The organism is Bacillus mobilis, assembly GCF_001884045.1.
In the GTDB taxonomy this organism is placed as follows: domain Bacteria; phylum Bacillota; class Bacilli; order Bacillales; family Bacillaceae_G; genus Bacillus_A; species Bacillus_A mobilis.
Genome location: NZ_MACF01000046.1, coordinates 217,407 through 232,819, shown reverse-complemented (window position 1 = coordinate 232,819; position 15,413 = coordinate 217,407). Strand labels below are relative to the sequence as shown.

General features: G+C 36.3%; 18 protein-coding genes. 6 read left to right on the top strand and 12 right to left on the bottom strand.

All coding sequences use genetic code 11. The annotated features are described in order from the left end of the window. Window position 1 precedes the first annotated feature (1 nt). Complete coding sequence (locus BAQ44_RS06315; protein WP_071721246.1) at window positions 2-1,066, top strand: ABC transporter permease subunit; 1,065 nt, start codon at window positions 2-4, stop codon at window positions 1,064-1,066. Window positions 1,067-1,090: 24 nt separating this feature from the next. Here BAQ44_RS06315 and BAQ44_RS06310 read toward each other — a convergent pair whose 3' ends face one another. Both BAQ44_RS06310 and BAQ44_RS06305 read right to left on the bottom strand, forming a co-directional pair. Next, on the bottom strand, window positions 1,091-1,636 hold the full coding sequence (locus BAQ44_RS06310; protein WP_071721244.1) for a hypothetical protein: 546 nt from the start codon (window positions 1,634-1,636) through the stop codon (window positions 1,091-1,093). A 102-nt stretch (window positions 1,637-1,738) separates the two neighbouring features. Beyond that, window positions 1,739-2,158 carry a MarR family winged helix-turn-helix transcriptional regulator gene (locus tag BAQ44_RS06305; protein ID WP_061679124.1) on the bottom strand — a complete coding sequence of 140 codons (420 nt, stop codon included), beginning with the start codon at window positions 2,156-2,158 and terminating at the stop codon, window positions 1,739-1,741. A 313-nt stretch (window positions 2,159-2,471) separates the two neighbouring features. Here BAQ44_RS06305 and BAQ44_RS06300 point away from each other — a divergent pair, with 313 nt between their 5' ends. Next, window positions 2,472-3,143 (top strand): SIMPL domain-containing protein, encoded by a 672-nt coding sequence (locus BAQ44_RS06300; protein ID WP_061679097.1) that lies wholly within the window; start codon window positions 2,472-2,474, stop codon window positions 3,141-3,143. A 134-nt stretch (window positions 3,144-3,277) separates the two neighbouring features. After that, window positions 3,278-4,567, top strand: coding sequence for an NCS2 family permease (locus BAQ44_RS06295; protein ID WP_061679096.1), 1,290 nt, complete (start codon window positions 3,278-3,280; stop codon window positions 4,565-4,567). Window positions 4,568-4,602: 35 nt separating this feature from the next. On the opposite strand, the gene corA is transcribed toward BAQ44_RS06295, so the two are convergent. The 9 genes from corA to spoIIM form a co-directional block, all read right to left on the bottom strand. After that, complete coding sequence (corA, locus tag BAQ44_RS06290; RefSeq protein ID WP_061679123.1) at window positions 4,603-5,565, bottom strand: magnesium/cobalt transporter CorA; 963 nt, start codon at window positions 5,563-5,565, stop codon at window positions 4,603-4,605. A gap of 62 nt (window positions 5,566-5,627) precedes the next feature. After that, complete coding sequence (locus BAQ44_RS06285; protein WP_071721242.1) at window positions 5,628-6,932, bottom strand: pyrimidine-nucleoside phosphorylase; 1,305 nt, start codon at window positions 6,930-6,932, stop codon at window positions 5,628-5,630. Between the two features lie 7 nt (window positions 6,933-6,939). Next, window positions 6,940-7,761: a purine-nucleoside phosphorylase gene (locus BAQ44_RS06280; protein WP_001078444.1), complete on the bottom strand. Its 822-nt coding sequence runs from the start codon at window positions 7,759-7,761 to the stop codon at window positions 6,940-6,942. 12 nt (window positions 7,762-7,773) lie between these two features. Then, window positions 7,774-8,958: a phosphopentomutase gene (gene deoB / locus BAQ44_RS06275; protein WP_061679094.1), complete on the bottom strand. Its 1,185-nt coding sequence runs from the start codon at window positions 8,956-8,958 to the stop codon at window positions 7,774-7,776. A 554-nt stretch (window positions 8,959-9,512) separates the two neighbouring features. Beyond that, window positions 9,513-10,253, bottom strand: a complete 741-nt coding sequence (locus tag BAQ44_RS06270) for a FixH family protein (protein ID WP_000733664.1) — start codon at window positions 10,251-10,253, stop codon at window positions 9,513-9,515. 147 nt (window positions 10,254-10,400) lie between these two features. Beyond that, window positions 10,401-11,291 (bottom strand): site-specific tyrosine recombinase XerD, encoded by an 891-nt coding sequence (gene xerD / locus BAQ44_RS06265; protein ID WP_000390083.1) that lies wholly within the window; start codon window positions 11,289-11,291, stop codon window positions 10,401-10,403. A gap of 6 nt (window positions 11,292-11,297) precedes the next feature. Next, window positions 11,298-11,528 carry a YqzK family protein gene (locus BAQ44_RS06260; protein WP_001250433.1) on the bottom strand — a complete coding sequence of 77 codons (231 nt, stop codon included), beginning with the start codon at window positions 11,526-11,528 and terminating at the stop codon, window positions 11,298-11,300. Between the two features lie 103 nt (window positions 11,529-11,631). Then, complete coding sequence (gene fur, locus BAQ44_RS06255) at window positions 11,632-12,087, bottom strand: ferric iron uptake transcriptional regulator (RefSeq protein WP_000392657.1); 456 nt, start codon at window positions 12,085-12,087, stop codon at window positions 11,632-11,634. A gap of 106 nt (window positions 12,088-12,193) precedes the next feature. After that, a complete protein-coding gene (spoIIM, locus tag BAQ44_RS06250) occupies window positions 12,194-12,811 on the bottom strand; it encodes a stage II sporulation protein M (RefSeq protein WP_226544967.1) in 618 nt (205 codons plus the stop codon). Window positions 12,812-12,966: 155 nt separating this feature from the next. Between spoIIM and BAQ44_RS06245 the strand changes: the two genes are divergently transcribed. Beyond that, the gene (locus tag BAQ44_RS06245) at window positions 12,967-13,518 is read left to right on the top strand and encodes a GNAT family N-acetyltransferase (protein WP_061678131.1); all 552 of its coding nucleotides are present in this window, start codon (window positions 12,967-12,969) and stop codon (window positions 13,516-13,518) included. Window positions 13,519-13,542: 24 nt separating this feature from the next. On the opposite strand, the gene BAQ44_RS06240 is transcribed toward BAQ44_RS06245, so the two are convergent. Then, window positions 13,543-14,082 (bottom strand): NUDIX hydrolase, encoded by a 540-nt coding sequence (locus BAQ44_RS06240; RefSeq protein WP_071721240.1) that lies wholly within the window; start codon window positions 14,080-14,082, stop codon window positions 13,543-13,545. 74 nt (window positions 14,083-14,156) lie between these two features. Here BAQ44_RS06240 and mciZ point away from each other — a divergent pair, with 74 nt between their 5' ends. Both mciZ and lolS read left to right on the top strand, forming a co-directional pair. Then, window positions 14,157-14,291: a Z-ring formation inhibitor MciZ gene (gene mciZ, locus BAQ44_RS06235; protein WP_000870297.1), complete on the top strand. Its 135-nt coding sequence runs from the start codon at window positions 14,157-14,159 to the stop codon at window positions 14,289-14,291. Between the two features lie 198 nt (window positions 14,292-14,489). Further along, entirely contained in the window at window positions 14,490-15,404 is a 915-nt protein-coding gene (lolS, locus tag BAQ44_RS06230) for an aldo/keto reductase (RefSeq protein ID WP_071721238.1), read from the top strand. Window positions 15,405-15,413: the final 9 nt, after the last annotated feature.

The window sequence follows — 15,413 nt, the reverse complement described above, 5'->3', positions numbered from 1 at the left end:
TATGTTTCAAAAAGCACTGTGGCTCAGAACATATCAACAAAGTAAATATGTTGTATGGTTATTTTGGCTCGTCAGCTTCTATACTTTGTCATATAACTACTATATGACTTCTATTCAAGAGCAACAATTTCTAAATGACAATAAAAAGTGGAACTATGTATATCATTACCACTTTGATTTAACACTTCTAGATTCTGTCATGCTGTTAGGTAGCGTACTGATCGTTCTAGCTTGTACGTTAATTGGATGGGAAAGACAAAATAACGCTAGCGACTTGTTATGGTCTATGCCATTTAAACGTTCACACCTCTATATAACAAAGTGGTTGTTTGGAATCTGTAATATTGCCGCTGTTGTCATTTTAAACTGGGGGCTATTTGCTATTATGAAAAAGGTAACTTTTCATAATAAATATCAAGTATTTTCCCCTTTTCATAGTTATTTTATATACATGTTAATTGTATTAATTGCTATTTATACACTTACCTTATGTATAGGTACAATCACAGGGAATATTATATCGCAAGGATTTCTCACTACAGCTATATTAATCTTCCCAGCTTTACTTCCATCACTTATCTCAGGAGTCATTGCTGTTCACTCAAACACTGAATTTCATGAGGACAATGGCCTTATACATGATATGATGGAAAGCATACGTATTTCTAGTCCAGCAGAAGATTTTACTATTAACTTTAATTATGATCCACAAAGCGCTTATACTGATCAAAATGGAGTACGTCATAACGAACCAAACTTTACAAAGATTCCACCAGCAAAAACATTGCTTGGCCCTATCGCACATATCATTATTTTATTACCACTCGGTATATATTTATATGCCCGTTCAGTCAATGAGCGAAATGGTAACTACTTATTATATCCAAAACTACAAAAAGTAGTTTTAGCTTGTGCGATTTTCTTTGGCGGGATCGTTGGAGGTTTAATGCTAAGTCGAGCGCACTCATTGTCCAGCTTTTACATCGGATTTTTAGTAACTAGTTTCATTACGTATTTCCTCCTACCTAAAATATTAAAATGGAAAGTCTCTTGGAATTTTAAATAAAATAACCTCCTCTCGATGAGGAGGTTATTTCACATTCTCTCTTCTTTTCCCATACTCTTTTTCTTGCTTCGTTCCAAATCCATCACCATTTGCCACGATTTGATCTGTTGGAGCAACTATGCTCTCAGCAATTCGCCATTCCCCCCCTTGTTGAATAAACACTTGCATAAAATAATTCATTCCATTTAACTGATACGGATTTTCTTTTTTCACTTCATAACGAGCTGCAACATAATATACTTGCACATTCTCAGCCTCAAACTTAGAAATATATTGTGATAATCTCGGGATGTACTGCGATGCTTTTTTAAGTGGCAGTTGTTTTACTTTTACAAGAGAAGACTTTGTTACATTACTGATCGTGTCTTCATGCCGAATGTTATCACTATGATGAAATAAAATAGCATTCTGCATTGAACGAATCCATAGTTTTGAATATAAAACAGGTTGCTTATTTGAAATATGTTGTAATTCTTTTTGAACGACTTGAAGAGGCGTTGCGGCATCCGCGAATTGATAAAAGCAGAAAAAACTTCCAATCATAATAAGAAGCATAGAAAAACGTTTCATAATTTTTCACTCCGATTCTTTTTAATTAAAGTATTGGAGTTTCAAAATGTTTTTATTCAAAAGAAAAAGGATAGGAAAGCTTTCGCTTCCTATCCTCATTTATTATAATACGCGGCCAAATAGCTCTAATACCATTTCTATTTCTTGGTCGCTCCAACCTTTAAATCTATCTTTATAATATTCTTTACGCACAGCTTCAAGTTTTTCAGTTACTTCTCTTCCGTGTTCTGTAATTTCTAAGTACACGATACGACGGTCTGAATTTGAACGCTTTCTTTCTACAAACCCTTTTCGTACGAGACGATCAGTAACAGCTGTAATATGACTGGAGGTTACGTTTACTTCACTCGCAATTTGCGAAGCCATCTGTGGACTGTTTAAAAATAACGCGCGTAATACAGAAAATTCGTTGTATGGCATATGTTCTGCAAAACGTGTATTAATATCATTTTGTAATAAACGTATCATCTTTCGAAATGATCCGGATAATTCTAAAATCAGTGTTTCTCTTTTTTCGTTCACTAGCCTCGTCCCTTTTTTATCATATTTACACATATTATAATCTATAAATACCCTCGTTGTATATGCTTTCTTTCTGTAACATTCCCATTTATGTAACTTTTTCATACAAATTTCTTTTTTGTTCACACATATACATATAAAGTGAAACTTTAATCAGTGGGGGTTTTGTTCATCCCCTACTGATTATTAGTTGAACCAATCGGGCTTTTACAAGCAGTTGATCCCCCAACCTAACCTCTTTGCTTCCGCTGAATTTTAAGGTGGGGGGCTTACTGCCCGCAAATAGCGGGATAAATAAGGATGGTGATGGAAAATGCAAGGTGGAATGAACCCTTATTTACACAATGTACGTACAGCTAATACTGGAAAAGAAGCTACCATTACAGTGCAAGGTGAAGGTGTTGTAAAAGCAAAACCAAATGTTGTTATATTAACGATTGGTATTCGTACAGATCATAAAAATGTAAAGCAGGCACAAGAAGAGAATGCAGTGCAATCACAACAATTATTAGATGCACTAAAACAACTAGGTATTGCCGACAAAAATATAGAAACCATTTCATATACGATTACGCCCCAGTACGAATATGTAAATGATAAAGCATTACTACAAGGATACCGTGTGGAACATTTGTATGAAATTACCGTTTTAAATGTACAAAAAGCAGGGGAAGTATATGATATAGCCGTTTCAAATGGAGCAAACTTAGCAAAAGGTTTACGTTTTCGAATATCTCACCCAAATAAATATTATGAGCAAGCTCTCATTCAAGCTCTGCAACAAGCGGTAGAAAAAGCTCGTGCTATTGCGAGTACATACAATTTAAACATTAATCCTGTTCCACTCTCATTCGTTGAAGAATCTGCCCAATTACCACGGGAAGTGACGTCCTTTGCTACTTTACATGCGCAAGCAGCTCCGCCCATTCAATCGGGAGAATTAGAAATCATTTCAACAATACGAGCGATTTTTACGTATTTATAAATAATTTCATTTATAAGTAAACGTTATCATTTTCCTTGTTGTAAAAACATGATGTTCTGATATAATAAAGGACGGTGAGCTCTTACAAAAGAGATATCACGGGTGGGAGAGGGATATGAAAAAGAAGGTTTAACATGAAAGGAATACTTGAAAGAACATTTAAATTAGGTTTACACGAAACATCACCAAAACAAGAAGTTTTAGCTGGAGTTACGTCATTCTTCACGATCGTATATATTATGATTGTAAATGCATCAATTTTATCCGATGCTGGCATTCCTCTTGAAGCTGGAATTTTAGCAACTGTTTTCAGTTCATTTGTCGGATGTCTGCTCATGGCATTTTGGGCAAATGCACCTGCTATTCTTGTCCCTGGTATGGGTGTAAATGCATTCTTCACGTACACTGCTGTGCATACGCTTGGATTAACTTGGCAGGAAGCATTAGCGGCTGTCTTCATCTCTGGTATTATTTTTGCAATTGCTGCGTTTACACCAATCGCTCGCGTGCTTTCAGTATCGATTCCAAAGTCATTAAAGGAAGCTATTACTGTCGGCATCGGATTATTTTTAGCATTTATCGGATTGCAAAAAGGTGGTTTAGTCGTTTCGAATCCAAATACTGCTGTTGCAATGGGTAAATTAAGTAGCCCTGTCGTTCTTGCGACAATACTTACTCTTATCATTGCACTTGTACTATTTATTCGTAACGTACGTGGAAGCTTTTTATGGACGATTGCAATAGGAACTGGTATTGCATGGCTATTTGGTCTTGTTGATACAAGTCAAATCGGAAATAGTTCATTCTCATTCGCGAGTTACGGCGATGTGTTTGGAGCTATGTCATTTGGCAAACTTTCTTCCTTACCGTTTTGGATTGCAACATTCTCCTTAAGCATGGTGCTTATTTTTGAGAACATGGGACTTCTGCACGGTTTATTAGAAGATGACCGTAAATTCCCACGTGCTTACCAAGCCAATGCAATTTCAGCAATGACATGTGGTCTATTTGGCACAAGCCCTACCGTATCAACAGTAGAGAGTGCCGCAGGTATTACTGCAGGCGGAAAGACAGGTCTGACGTCTATCGTTACAGGGTTGTTATTCTTTGCATCATTGTTTGCACTTCCGTTTGTCAAACTAATTCCTGATAGTGCCATTGCACCAATCTTAATTATTATTGGCGGCCTGATGATTACAAGCATTCAGCAAATTCCTCTGAACGATTTTTCAGAAGGATTTCCAGCGTTCTTAATTATCGTCATGATCCCGCTCACATATAGTATCGCTGATGGCATTGCGTTCGGATTTATTGCTTATCCTATCTTAAAAGTTGCTCTTGGAAAGCGTAAAGAAGTCGCACCGTCTATGTATATCGTTACATGCTTATTCTTAGCCATGTTTATATTACATGCTATTGGTTAAGTAAAAAACACCGAGGAATTTTCCTCGGTGTTTTTTTACTTAAACCATCCTTTTTTATAAAACCAAGCCATCATGCCACCGCCAATTAGTGCCATTAGAAGTAGACAAACAAAATAACTATATTGTCCACCAAGCTCTGGCATATGCGTAAAGTTCATTCCGTATACTCCCGCAATAAATGTTAATGGCATGAAAATAGTCGAGAATACAGTTAATGTTTTCATGATGTTATTCATATGATGTGAGTTTAATGAAAAATAGCTATCTCGAATATCTGCCGTTAACTCCCGGCTTGCCTCAATCATTTCTGTCAGTTTCAGTAAATGATCATGTATATCTTTAAAGTAAATTTCATGATCACTTATACCGTAAAAACGAGTCGAATTTAAAATACGATACAATAAATCACGCATCGGAATGATTGTACGTCTTAGTTTCGATAAATCTGCACGTATATCAAATACTTCTTCTAGTACACTTCCTGCTGTCTCACCCGTTAAATTATCATCAATGGCATTTAAATGATCCTCAATGTAATATACAGGCGCAAAATAGTCGTCCACAATTTGGTCGATAATGGTATGCGCTACGTGTAAAGGACTATTTTTAATACGCTTCTTTTCTCCAAGTGTTTTCCATACTCTTTCGATTGCATTATTATGAGAAAAGTGGAAAGAAACAATATAACGATCACTTATAAATAAATCAATCTCGTGCGGTTCTAATCCATCCTCACCAAATGCATGAAGAACTAAAAAGTTATATCCATCATAAAAATCAACTTTTGGCCTCTGTACATATTCTATACAGTCTTCAATCGCAAGAGGATGGAATTTAAAATGGTCTTGTAAAATGTATGTATACTCTTCTTTCGTTGGCTTATATAAATCTAGCCAATACCATACAATATGGTCTTTCTTTGTTTCCTCTAGCGAAACATCATATAATACTTCATTTGTTTTTGTTATTGCACAAATTCTAATCATAATTTCACCCATTATTATTATAAACAAAAAATAGCAAAAAAAGCCAAGGAGAAATACTCCTTGGCCTTTTTTTATTACTTCGTTACAATACCATGCACTAAAGTTGGTGCATCTACGTGGTCTGTAAAGATCTTCATGTTCTCATAAATTTTTGCTTTTACATCTTCCACATTTTCACGGTTTGCGTAAATGGTAACAAGGGATTCACCTTTTTTCACGCTGTCCCCTACTTTTTTGCGAAGCATTAAGCCAACTGCTAAATCAATTTCAGATTCCTTCGTCGCACGTCCTGCTCCTAAAAGCATTGCTGCTGTTCCGATTTCATCTGCAACGATTTCTGATACATAACCGTCTTCCTTCGCTTCTACTTCAATTTTAAACTGTGCTTGTGGTAATTTAGAAGGATCATCAACAACAGATGCATCGCCGCCTTGCGCTGATAAGAACGTTTTAAATGATTCTAGCGCTTTACCATTGTTCATGACTTCAATTAATTTCTCACGTGCATCTTCTAAAGATGAAGCTTGTCCAGCAAGGTATACCATTTGACTTCCAAGTGTTAAACATAACTCTTCTAAATCTTTCGGTCCTTTACCTTGTAACGTATCAATTGCTTCTTGTACTTCAAGTGCGTTACCAATCGCCTCACCAAGTGGTTGACTCATATCAGAAATAACAGCCATCGTATTACGACCAACGTTATTACCAATGCGCACCATTGCTTCTGCTAAACGTTTTGCATCTTCATCTGTTTTCATAAATGCACCTGCTCCAGTTTTTACATCAAGAACAATTGCATCTGCACCAGCAGCAATTTTTTTACTCATAATCGAGCTTGCAATAAGCGGAATTGAGTTTACTGTTGCCGTTACATCACGAAGTGCATACAATTTTTTATCTGCAGGTGTTAAGTTTCCACTTTGACCAATAACTGCGATTTTATTTTCATTTACAAGACGCATGAATTCATCATTTTCGATTTCAACATGGAATCCTGGAACTGCTTCTAATTTATCAATTGTACCACCAGTATGTCCTAGACCACGTCCAGACATTTTTGCAACCGGTACACCTAAAGCGGCTACTAATGGACCTAATACAAGTGTTGTTGTATCACCAACGCCACCTGTTGAGTGCTTATCTACTTTTACTCCTTCAATAGCTGATAAGTCGATTGTATCACCGCTATTTACCATTGCCATTGTTAAATCAGCACGCTCTTGATCGTTCATATCTTGGAAGAAAATTGCCATTGCAAGTGAACTTACTTGATAATCAGGAATATCACCATTCGTATATCCTTCAACAATAAAGTTAATTTCTTCTGTTGTTAATGCATGTCCGTCACGTTTTTTTGCAATTAGGTCCACCATTCTCATTGTGAGGTCACCCCTTCATTTGTTTTACAATTGCTTTTACTAATGCTAAGAAGTTAGCTTTAACACGTTCTGTCGTTTCGATTACTTCATCGTGGTGAAGTGGCTGATCTAAAATACCAGCTGCCATATTTGAAATACAAGAAATACCAAGTACTTTCATACCAGCATGACGCGCTACAATTACTTCAGGTACTGTTGACATACCAACTGCATCTCCGCCAAGTGTACGAAGCATACGAATTTCAGCAGGTGTTTCATATACAGGACCTGTCATTCCAACGTATACACCTTCTTGTACTTTAATATTTAAGTCTGCTGCGACTTGTTTCGCCATTTCACGAAGTTCTGTCGTATATGATGTAGACATATCAGGGAAACGTACACCCATCTCAGAATCATTTGGTCCGATTAATGGATTTGTACCCATGAAGTTAATATGGTCTGAAATTAACATAAGATCGCCTGGCTCGAATGATGTATTTACACCACCAGCTGCATTTGTTACAACAACTGTTTCTACACCTAATTCTTTCATAACACGAACTGGGAATGTTACTTTTTGCATGTCGTATCCTTCATAGAAGTGGAAACGTCCTTGCATTGCTACTACTGTTACACCTTGAAGTGTACCGAATACTAATTGACCTGCATGTCCTTCTACAGTTGATACTGGGAATTCAGGGATTTCACTGTAAGGTACTGTTACTGCGTTCTCGATTTCATCTGCTAATACACCTAGTCCTGATCCAAGGATTAGTCCTACTTGTGGCGTTTCTTGAAATTTCTCTTTTAAGTATGAAGCTGATTTTGTAATAAGTTCACGATTCATTTGTTTATCCCCCTATTTCTTTAGCTCGTTTAAGAAGCTTGTTCCGTGTTCTGGCATTTTCACACCGAAGTTTTCTGCTACCGTTGCACCAATATCAGCAAATGTTTGGCGAAGTGATAGTTCTTGTCCGCCATCTTTCATGCTTGGGCTATATGCTAATAACGGTACATATTCACGTGTATGATCAGTACCGTGGTGAACTGGATCATTACCATGGTCTGCTGTAATTAATAATAAGTCATCTTCTTTTAGTTTTTCGAATACTTCTGGAAGACGAGCATCATATTCTTGCAATGCTTCTCCGTATCCTTGTGGATCACGGCGGTGTCCAAATAATGCATCAAAGTCAACTAAGTTCAAGAAGCTAAGACCTGTAAAGTCCATATTTAATGTATCTACAAGCTTATCCATTCCATCCATATTAGACTTCGTACGAAGTGATTCAGTTACCCCTTCACCATCATAGATGTCAGAGATTTTACCGATAGCAATCACATCGTAGTCACTATCTTTTAATTCATTCATTACCGTACGGCCGAATGGTTTTAATGCATAATCATGACGGTTTGGTGTACGTGTAAAGTTTCCAGGCTCACCAACGAATGGACGAGCAATAACGCGACCTACCATGTACTTTTCATCTAACGTTAATTCACGTGCAATTTTACAAATTTTATATAACTCATCAAGTGGCACTACTTCTTCGTGTGCTGCAATTTGTAATACGCTATCAGCAGAAGTGTAAACGATTAAAGAGCCTGTTTCCATTTGTTCTTGACCAAGTTCATCAAGAATCTCAGTTCCAGAAGCCGGTTTATTACCGATGATTTTACGACCTGTTTTTTCTTCTAATTCATCAAGTAATTCTTTCGGGAATCCTTCAGGGAACACTTGGAATGGTGTATCAATGTAAAGACCCATGATTTCCCAGTGTCCTGTCATTGTATCTTTACCAGTAGATTTTTCTTGCATTTTTGTATAATATCCAAGTGGCTTTTCTACTTTAGAGATACCTTTCATTTCACGAATGTTACCAAGACCTAATTTCACCATATTAGGCATTTGTAATCCATTCATATGTTCAGCAATGTGACCGATTGTGTCAGATCCTAAATCACCAAATTGTTCAGCATCTGGTGCTTCACCGATTCCAACAGAATCCATTACGACTAGGAATATACGTTTATATTTATTCATAACTGCGACCTCCTATAAGTTCAGTTCTACTTCTTGTAGTATGTTCAAAACGCTATAAAGTGAAACTGTTCTCCATAAGAATTATCTTTCGTTCTCATTGTCAAACAGTACTTCTTTAAATGATTCTCTAACCTATTTCGTTTACTTTGAAACGACTCAAAAACATTTCTAGTTTTTTCTAAGTCAGATGTCAGACATCTGATACGGATATCATACCATGTTTACGCTTTCTTTTTAATACATTTTCGTAGATTTTCTCATTTTCTTCACACTTCTATTGTAATCCATTATGCAAAGAAGTGCTAATTATTTCATGATTTATTTCTTCATATAAAGTAAAAAATTAATTAGCTCACAAATAACGAGATAAAGTGAAACTTTAATCAGTGGGGGTTTTCTTCATCCCCCACTGATTATTAGTTGAACCAATCGGACTTTTATGGGCAGTTGATCCCCCACCTAACTTCTTTGCTTTCGTTGAATTTTGAGGTGGGGGTCTTACTGCCCATTAAAGCGGGATAAAAATAAAAAAAGCAGCTCTAAAGAGCTACTTTTTATTTTACTTCTACTGTTTCTTCTTTATGTTCATGCAGTTCGCCTTTTTTAACATGAACTTTCACTTTGTAAGAACCGTTTTCTTTGAAAGTATGTTTCGTTTCATACTCTCCTTTATTTCCTTCTTTCGCTGGAATAAATTCGTGTTTTTCAACACCATCTTTCCAAATCTCAAGTTGTACTTCAGCACCAGTTAACGCTTCTTCTTTTTGTTTTAAATGAACTTTCATAGTCGATTCAGCGTTTGCTTTTATGTCACCAGCCATAAGGTGGATCATTGTATCACTTTTATGATCGCCATGCCCTGCACCGTGATCACTATTTTCTTTTTTCGCATCTTCTACTTTCGCATTTCCTACAGCCACTTTTACTTCTGGCATAACATGCATTTCACGCGCATTTGTGTGAGCGATAATATGGTACACGCCATCCGTCTCGAACGTTTTCTCTACAGCATAAACACCTTTACCTTTATGCTTACCATCTAACATTTCGTGCTTTTCGTCGCCAGCTTTCCAAATTTCAAATTTTACATCATCAGCATCTGTTACTTTTTCTTTTCCTTGCGTAACAAGTGCTTGTACTTCTGTTTTTTCACCAGGTTTAATTTCTTTCGGATTTGTTTGAACTGCTACTTTTACAGCTTCTAGTTTCTGTTCTTTTTTCGGTTCTTCTTTGTTTGTATTACAGCCAGCCAATGCTAGCATCGCGATAAATAAAGTCATAATAAGTTTTTTCATCTGTATTTCCTCCTTCATACTTTCCTTAGTATAGAGGAAATACATTATAATATTCTAGTCTTCTGCTGAAAACAATGTACGAAATGTTTGTGAAGTTTTTGTGAAGTACTATAGCCTTTTGAATCTATGAAAAAAAGAGCATAGTCACTATGCTCTCGGATGAAACTGTTTATATACATCTTTTAATCTAGCTTTTGAAACATGCGTATAAATTTGCGTCGTTGAAATATCTGCATGTCCTAGCATTTCTTGCACAGCACGCAAGTCTGCTCCATTTTCTAATAAATGCGTAGCAAAAGAATGGCGCAACGTATGCGGCGTAAGCTCTTTTTCAATATTTGCTTCTTTCGCTAATCGTTTTAAAATTTTCCAAAATCCTTGTCTTGATAATCGATTCCCATGATGGTTTAAAAAGAGTGCATCTACTACTTTTTTACCCATCAATTCTCTTCTTCCCTTTTCAATATACTTTTGAATCGCTTCCGTCGCTAAACTTCCTAGTGGAATAATTCTTTCTTTATTCCCTTTCCCTATGCAACGAACAAATCCCATCGTTAAATGTACATCTTCTAAATTTAAGGCAATTAATTCCGAAACACGAAGCCCTGTCGCATACAATAACTCTAGCATCGCTTTATCACGAACCCCAAAAGCACTCGTCATTTTTGGTGTCTGAAGTAACGCTTCTACTTCATCGATTGATAGTACTTTCGGTAATTTTCGTTCTCCTTGCGGCGTTTCAATATGTACGGATGGATCGTGCTCTACCGCTCGTTCACGAAGTAAAAACTGGTGAAACGAGCGAATCGATGCAATATGACGTGCTAATGTTTTCGAAGATTTCCCGTTTTCTTTTAAGTGCTGCAGAAAATTAACAATGTGTAAGCGTGTCACTTCATGAAAGCTTTTCGCCTGTTCTACATTTTGCAAATACTTTACATAACTTTTTAAATCACGTTCATAAGATACTACTGTATTTTTCGCAAGCCCTTTTTCGACAACCATATAATGAATAAAATCTTTTAATTGATCTTCCAATCTACACTACTCCCCATTTTCATAGAAAAACATCATTCTATTTACGAAAGCATCCTTTGCCGGCTCTTCATTCCCTGATACTTTTTCTACAGTCTCTTCTTGTGGCTTTTCATAACGATGATAGCTTTCATATTCTTCATTTATCCATAGTATAGCGAAATAAAACAAAATCGTACAACTTGTAAATAATAAAAATACTTTTATTCCATCAAAAGTTAATTTTAAAGCTCGGCGCATTGTAAACTCCTCCAAAATATAAGTTATTACAACATATGCCAAGCTTTCACCAATTTATACCTTATTCAAATAAAAAACCTCTTCCTAGATAAATAGGAAAAGGTTATTTTTCATCCGTTTCATTTTCTTGACAATTTTTACAAATCCCATGGAATGTTAAACGATGATCTTTCACCTTAAAGCTCCAGTCACGTTCTACTTTCCTTTCCACTTCACCAAGTAAATCTTCTTGTATTTCTTGTACAGCACCACATTGTGTACAAATCAAATGATGGTGGAAACGCTGCGCACCTTCTTGGCGTAAGTCATAGCGTGAAACACCGTCTCCGAAGTTAATCTTATCGACAACTTTTAACTCAGATAATAGTTCTAAAGTTCGATAGACGGTTGCTAGTCCGATCTCTGGCGACTTTTCTTTTACAAGGAGGTAAACATCTTCTGCGCTTAAATGATCTTCTTCATTTTCTAGCAGCACACGAACTGTTGCTTCACGTTGCGGTGTTAACTTGTAGCTCGCTGCATGTAATTGCTTCTTAATTCGTTCAATTCTTTCTTCCATTCGGTACTACTCCCTCCTCGCCACTCTTACACCATTATATCAGAAGAAGGGCTTCTGTCAAAAGAAAAACAATAAAAACAAATTGATAATTATTCTCATAAAGTATTTATTGTTTATTAATAGCCTCAACGACTTCTTTCATTAAAACTGGTGATGCATAAGCTTCTACACTAGAAGCAAGAGCTAACACCGCTCCAATTACAAGAAAGAAGCATGTATAACGAATTAATAACGGTAATAGCGGCTCGGTTATTTTCCGAATAAATTGATGCCTAATCATGCGTAAGGAAAAGCTTGCGGCAATTGTTGTCATAACGAGAAATACTGGAATAATAATGAGGTTTTGTGGCAATACAGAAACGAATGCTAATAATAATCCATTCCATCCATGCTGACTGACTAAAAAACCTACTGTAAATCCGACAACTACTCCTTTTACAAACAATAAAATAAAAATAAGTGGCAATCCAATAATTGAAATCCCCAAAATCCAAATAAATCCAATGTATTTTAATTGCGAAAAGTAACTTTCTCGAAACATTTCGCTTGCAATAGCAAATTCTCCTTTAGAAACTTGTCCAAAAAAACGTTGTAAATAAAATGATAAATCTTGTTTTTGATTTAATTGTAGACTATTTACGAGAATGGCCCCAAATATTACTCCCATCAATAATAAAACAGCGTTAAATATATATAATGAAGAGTTTTCCTGTATGTGAGACATTACACGGTCTTGCCAAGTTTTTCTCCACATTTTTCTTCCCTCCGTTCACACTCTTACTAAAAATGTATGAAAGAAAGAAAAAAGTATGACGAATTAACATTGAAATTCCGCTCTACTTTGCTAAACTAAAAAGTAGAGAATAGGAGGGATTTCACTTGAAACCATTATTATTAGATTTTCCAACATTATTTCAAACTGAACGCTTACAAGTTCGTAAGCCATTTCCAGGTGATGGTACAGAAGTGTATGAAGCAATCCAAGCTTCTCTAGAAGACTTAGTACCGTGGATGCCAATTAACGCTGAAACAGAAGAAAGTGCTGAAGAAATCGTTCGTAACGCTCACGGACAGTTTTTACTTCGTGAAACACTTGATTTTCACTTATACGATAAAGTATCTGGTACATTCATCGGGGCTATAACGCTTAAACCTGAAAACTGGGATATTCCAAAGTTTTCACTTCACTTCTGGCTGCATAGTACGTATACAAAACAAGGCTATATGACTGAAGCTATTAAAGGTGCCATTCAATTTGCCTTTGATAAGCTAAGTGCTAGAAGAATTGAAATTCGTATTGATGCAACAAATACAAATGCATGTAACCTAGCAGAACGTTTAGAATTTATTCTAGAAGGTACAATGGAAAATGATTTCATAGCACCAGATGGTAGCTTACGTGATGCACGCGTATACGCAAAAATCAATTAAAAAACACTCGCCTTTGGCGAGTGTTTATTTTTGTAGTTGTAAATATTGTACTGCAAACATCGTTTTCGCATCATGAATACGAAGATTTTTCATAAGAGTAGTCGCTTCTTCTAACGATACTTCCATCAATTCCACAAACTCATCTTCATCTAACTCGGCTTTATCTTCTTTTTTCGTCAAACCTGTCGCTTTATATACATATAAAATTTCATCTGCAAATCCTGGAGATGTATAGAAAGAAGTAATAAGCTCCATATTTTCACATACATATCCTGTTTCCTCTTCTAATTCACGAACTGCTGTCACCTCAGGTTTTTCACCAGGTTCTAACTTGCCGGCCGGAATTTCTATAATCGCCTTTTCAAGCGCCTTACGATACTGCTCAACAAGTACGATTTTCCCCTCATCAGTAATAGCAATAATAGCAACTGCACCAGGGTGATTTACAATTTCACGTTTACTCATTGCTCCATTTGGTAATACTACATCATCAACACGAACTTTTATAACTCTACCATCAAAAATCGGTTCAGTTTTTACTGTTCTCTCTGCAAGATTACTCATACTACTTCATCTCCCTGTTCTATTTCCTATTCTTTCCTCATACATTTTACCACATTGAAAGGAGCGTGATAGAAATGAAAGTTTATATTTTACCAAATCGCGTCACTTTAGTCGGAAAAGCATGGCAAATTCGCCATAAACTAAAACAATATGGCAAAGAGTATACAACTGTACAAGAGTGGATTACAGCAAATAAAGTGAAACTTTAATCAGAGGGGGTTTTGTTCACCCCCTCTGATTATTAGTTGAACGAATCGGGCTTTTACGGGCAGTTAATCTCCCACCTAACTTCCTCGTATGAGCTGAATTTTAAAGTGGGGGTCTTACTGCCCGTTAAAGCGGGGTAAAAAGGAAACGTTTGTCAACCTCTTTTCCCTTTCGTACAATAAAGGTAAGGAGGTTGACCTATGAAAAAACGTCAATTAGGAAACTCAGATTTGTTTGTTACAGAAATGGGCCTTGGCTGTATGTCTCTCGGTACATCTGAAACAGAAGCTATGCGTATTATCGATGAAGCAATCGATTTAGGAATCAATTTTTTTGATACAGCGGATTTATACGATTATGGATTAAACGAAGAATTTGTTGGAAAAGCATTAAAAGGGAAACGAGACCAAATTGTTCTTACAACGAAAGTTGGAAATCGATGGACAGAAGAAAAAAACGGCTGGTCTTGGGATCCTTCTAAGAATTACATAAAGGCTGAAGTGAAAGAAAGTTTACGTAGACTTCAAACTGATTATATTGATCTTTATCAACTTCACGGCGGGACGATTGAAGATCCAATAGATGAAACAATTGAAGCCTTTGAAGAATTAAAAAAAGAAGGGATCATTCGCCATTACGGTATTTCTTCTATACGTCCAAATGTCATCCGTGAGTATGCAAAACGTTCAAATATCGTTAGTGTGCTAATGGAATATAGCCTTTTAAATCGTCGCCCTGAAGAATGGTTCCCACTTTTCAGTGAACATCAAATTAGCATTATTGCTCGCGGACCACTTGCAAAAGGAATTCTAACTGACAATAATGCAAGAAAGATAGAAAGAGTAAAAGAAAAAGATTACCTTTCTTATTCTTACGATGAATTATATGCGACACTCGCAAGTGTAAAAGAGATAATCGGGGAAAGCTCATTAACAGGAACAGCTATTCAATATTGCTTACATAACGAAACTGTTGCAGCAGTTATACCTGGTGCAAGCTCTATCCAACAATTGCAAGAAAATGTACAGGCTAGTAAACAAACACAGTTAACAACAGCAGAATATATACAACTTCAGCAAATTGCTAAATGTGATACTTACGCTTTACATCGTTAAAAAGACGCT

Excerpts from the sequence above, each read along its gene's own strand:
- BAQ44_RS06270 (WP_000733664.1), bottom strand. The coding sequence starts at position 10,253 with ATGAAAAAACTTATTATGACTTTATTTATCGCGATGCTAGCATTGGCT.
- BAQ44_RS06300 (WP_061679097.1), top strand. The coding sequence starts at position 2,472 with ATGCAAGGTGGAATGAACCCTTATTTACACAATGTACGTACAGCTAAT.
- corA (WP_061679123.1), bottom strand. The coding sequence starts at position 5,565 with ATGGGTGAAATTATGATTAGAATTTGTGCAATAACAAAAACAAATGAA.
- mciZ (WP_000870297.1), top strand. The coding sequence starts at position 14,157 with ATGAAAGTTTATATTTTACCAAATCGCGTCACTTTAGTCGGAAAAGCA.
- deoB (WP_061679094.1), bottom strand. The coding sequence starts at position 8,958 with ATGAATAAATATAAACGTATATTCCTAGTCGTAATGGATTCTGTTGGA.
- BAQ44_RS06285 (WP_071721242.1), bottom strand. The coding sequence starts at position 6,932 with ATGAGAATGGTGGACCTAATTGCAAAAAAACGTGACGGACATGCATTA.
- lolS (WP_071721238.1), top strand. The coding sequence starts at position 14,490 with ATGAAAAAACGTCAATTAGGAAACTCAGATTTGTTTGTTACAGAAATG.
- BAQ44_RS06295 (WP_061679096.1), top strand. The coding sequence starts at position 3,278 with ATGAAAGGAATACTTGAAAGAACATTTAAATTAGGTTTACACGAAACA.
- BAQ44_RS06280 (WP_001078444.1), bottom strand. The coding sequence starts at position 7,761 with ATGAATCGTGAACTTATTACAAAATCAGCTTCATACTTAAAAGAGAAA.
- fur (WP_000392657.1), bottom strand. The coding sequence starts at position 12,087 with ATGGAAGAAAGAATTGAACGAATTAAGAAGCAATTACATGCAGCGAGC.
- BAQ44_RS06240 (WP_071721240.1), bottom strand. The coding sequence starts at position 14,082 with ATGAGTAATCTTGCAGAGAGAACAGTAAAAACTGAACCGATTTTTGAT.
- BAQ44_RS06260 (WP_001250433.1), bottom strand. The coding sequence starts at position 11,528 with ATGCGCCGAGCTTTAAAATTAACTTTTGATGGAATAAAAGTATTTTTA.
- spoIIM (WP_226544967.1), bottom strand. The coding sequence starts at position 12,811 with ATGTCTCACATACAGGAAAACTCTTCATTATATATATTTAACGCTGTT.
- BAQ44_RS06310 (WP_071721244.1), bottom strand. The coding sequence starts at position 1,636 with ATGAAACGTTTTTCTATGCTTCTTATTATGATTGGAAGTTTTTTCTGC.
- BAQ44_RS06315 (WP_071721246.1), top strand. The coding sequence starts at position 2 with ATGTTTCAAAAAGCACTGTGGCTCAGAACATATCAACAAAGTAAATAT.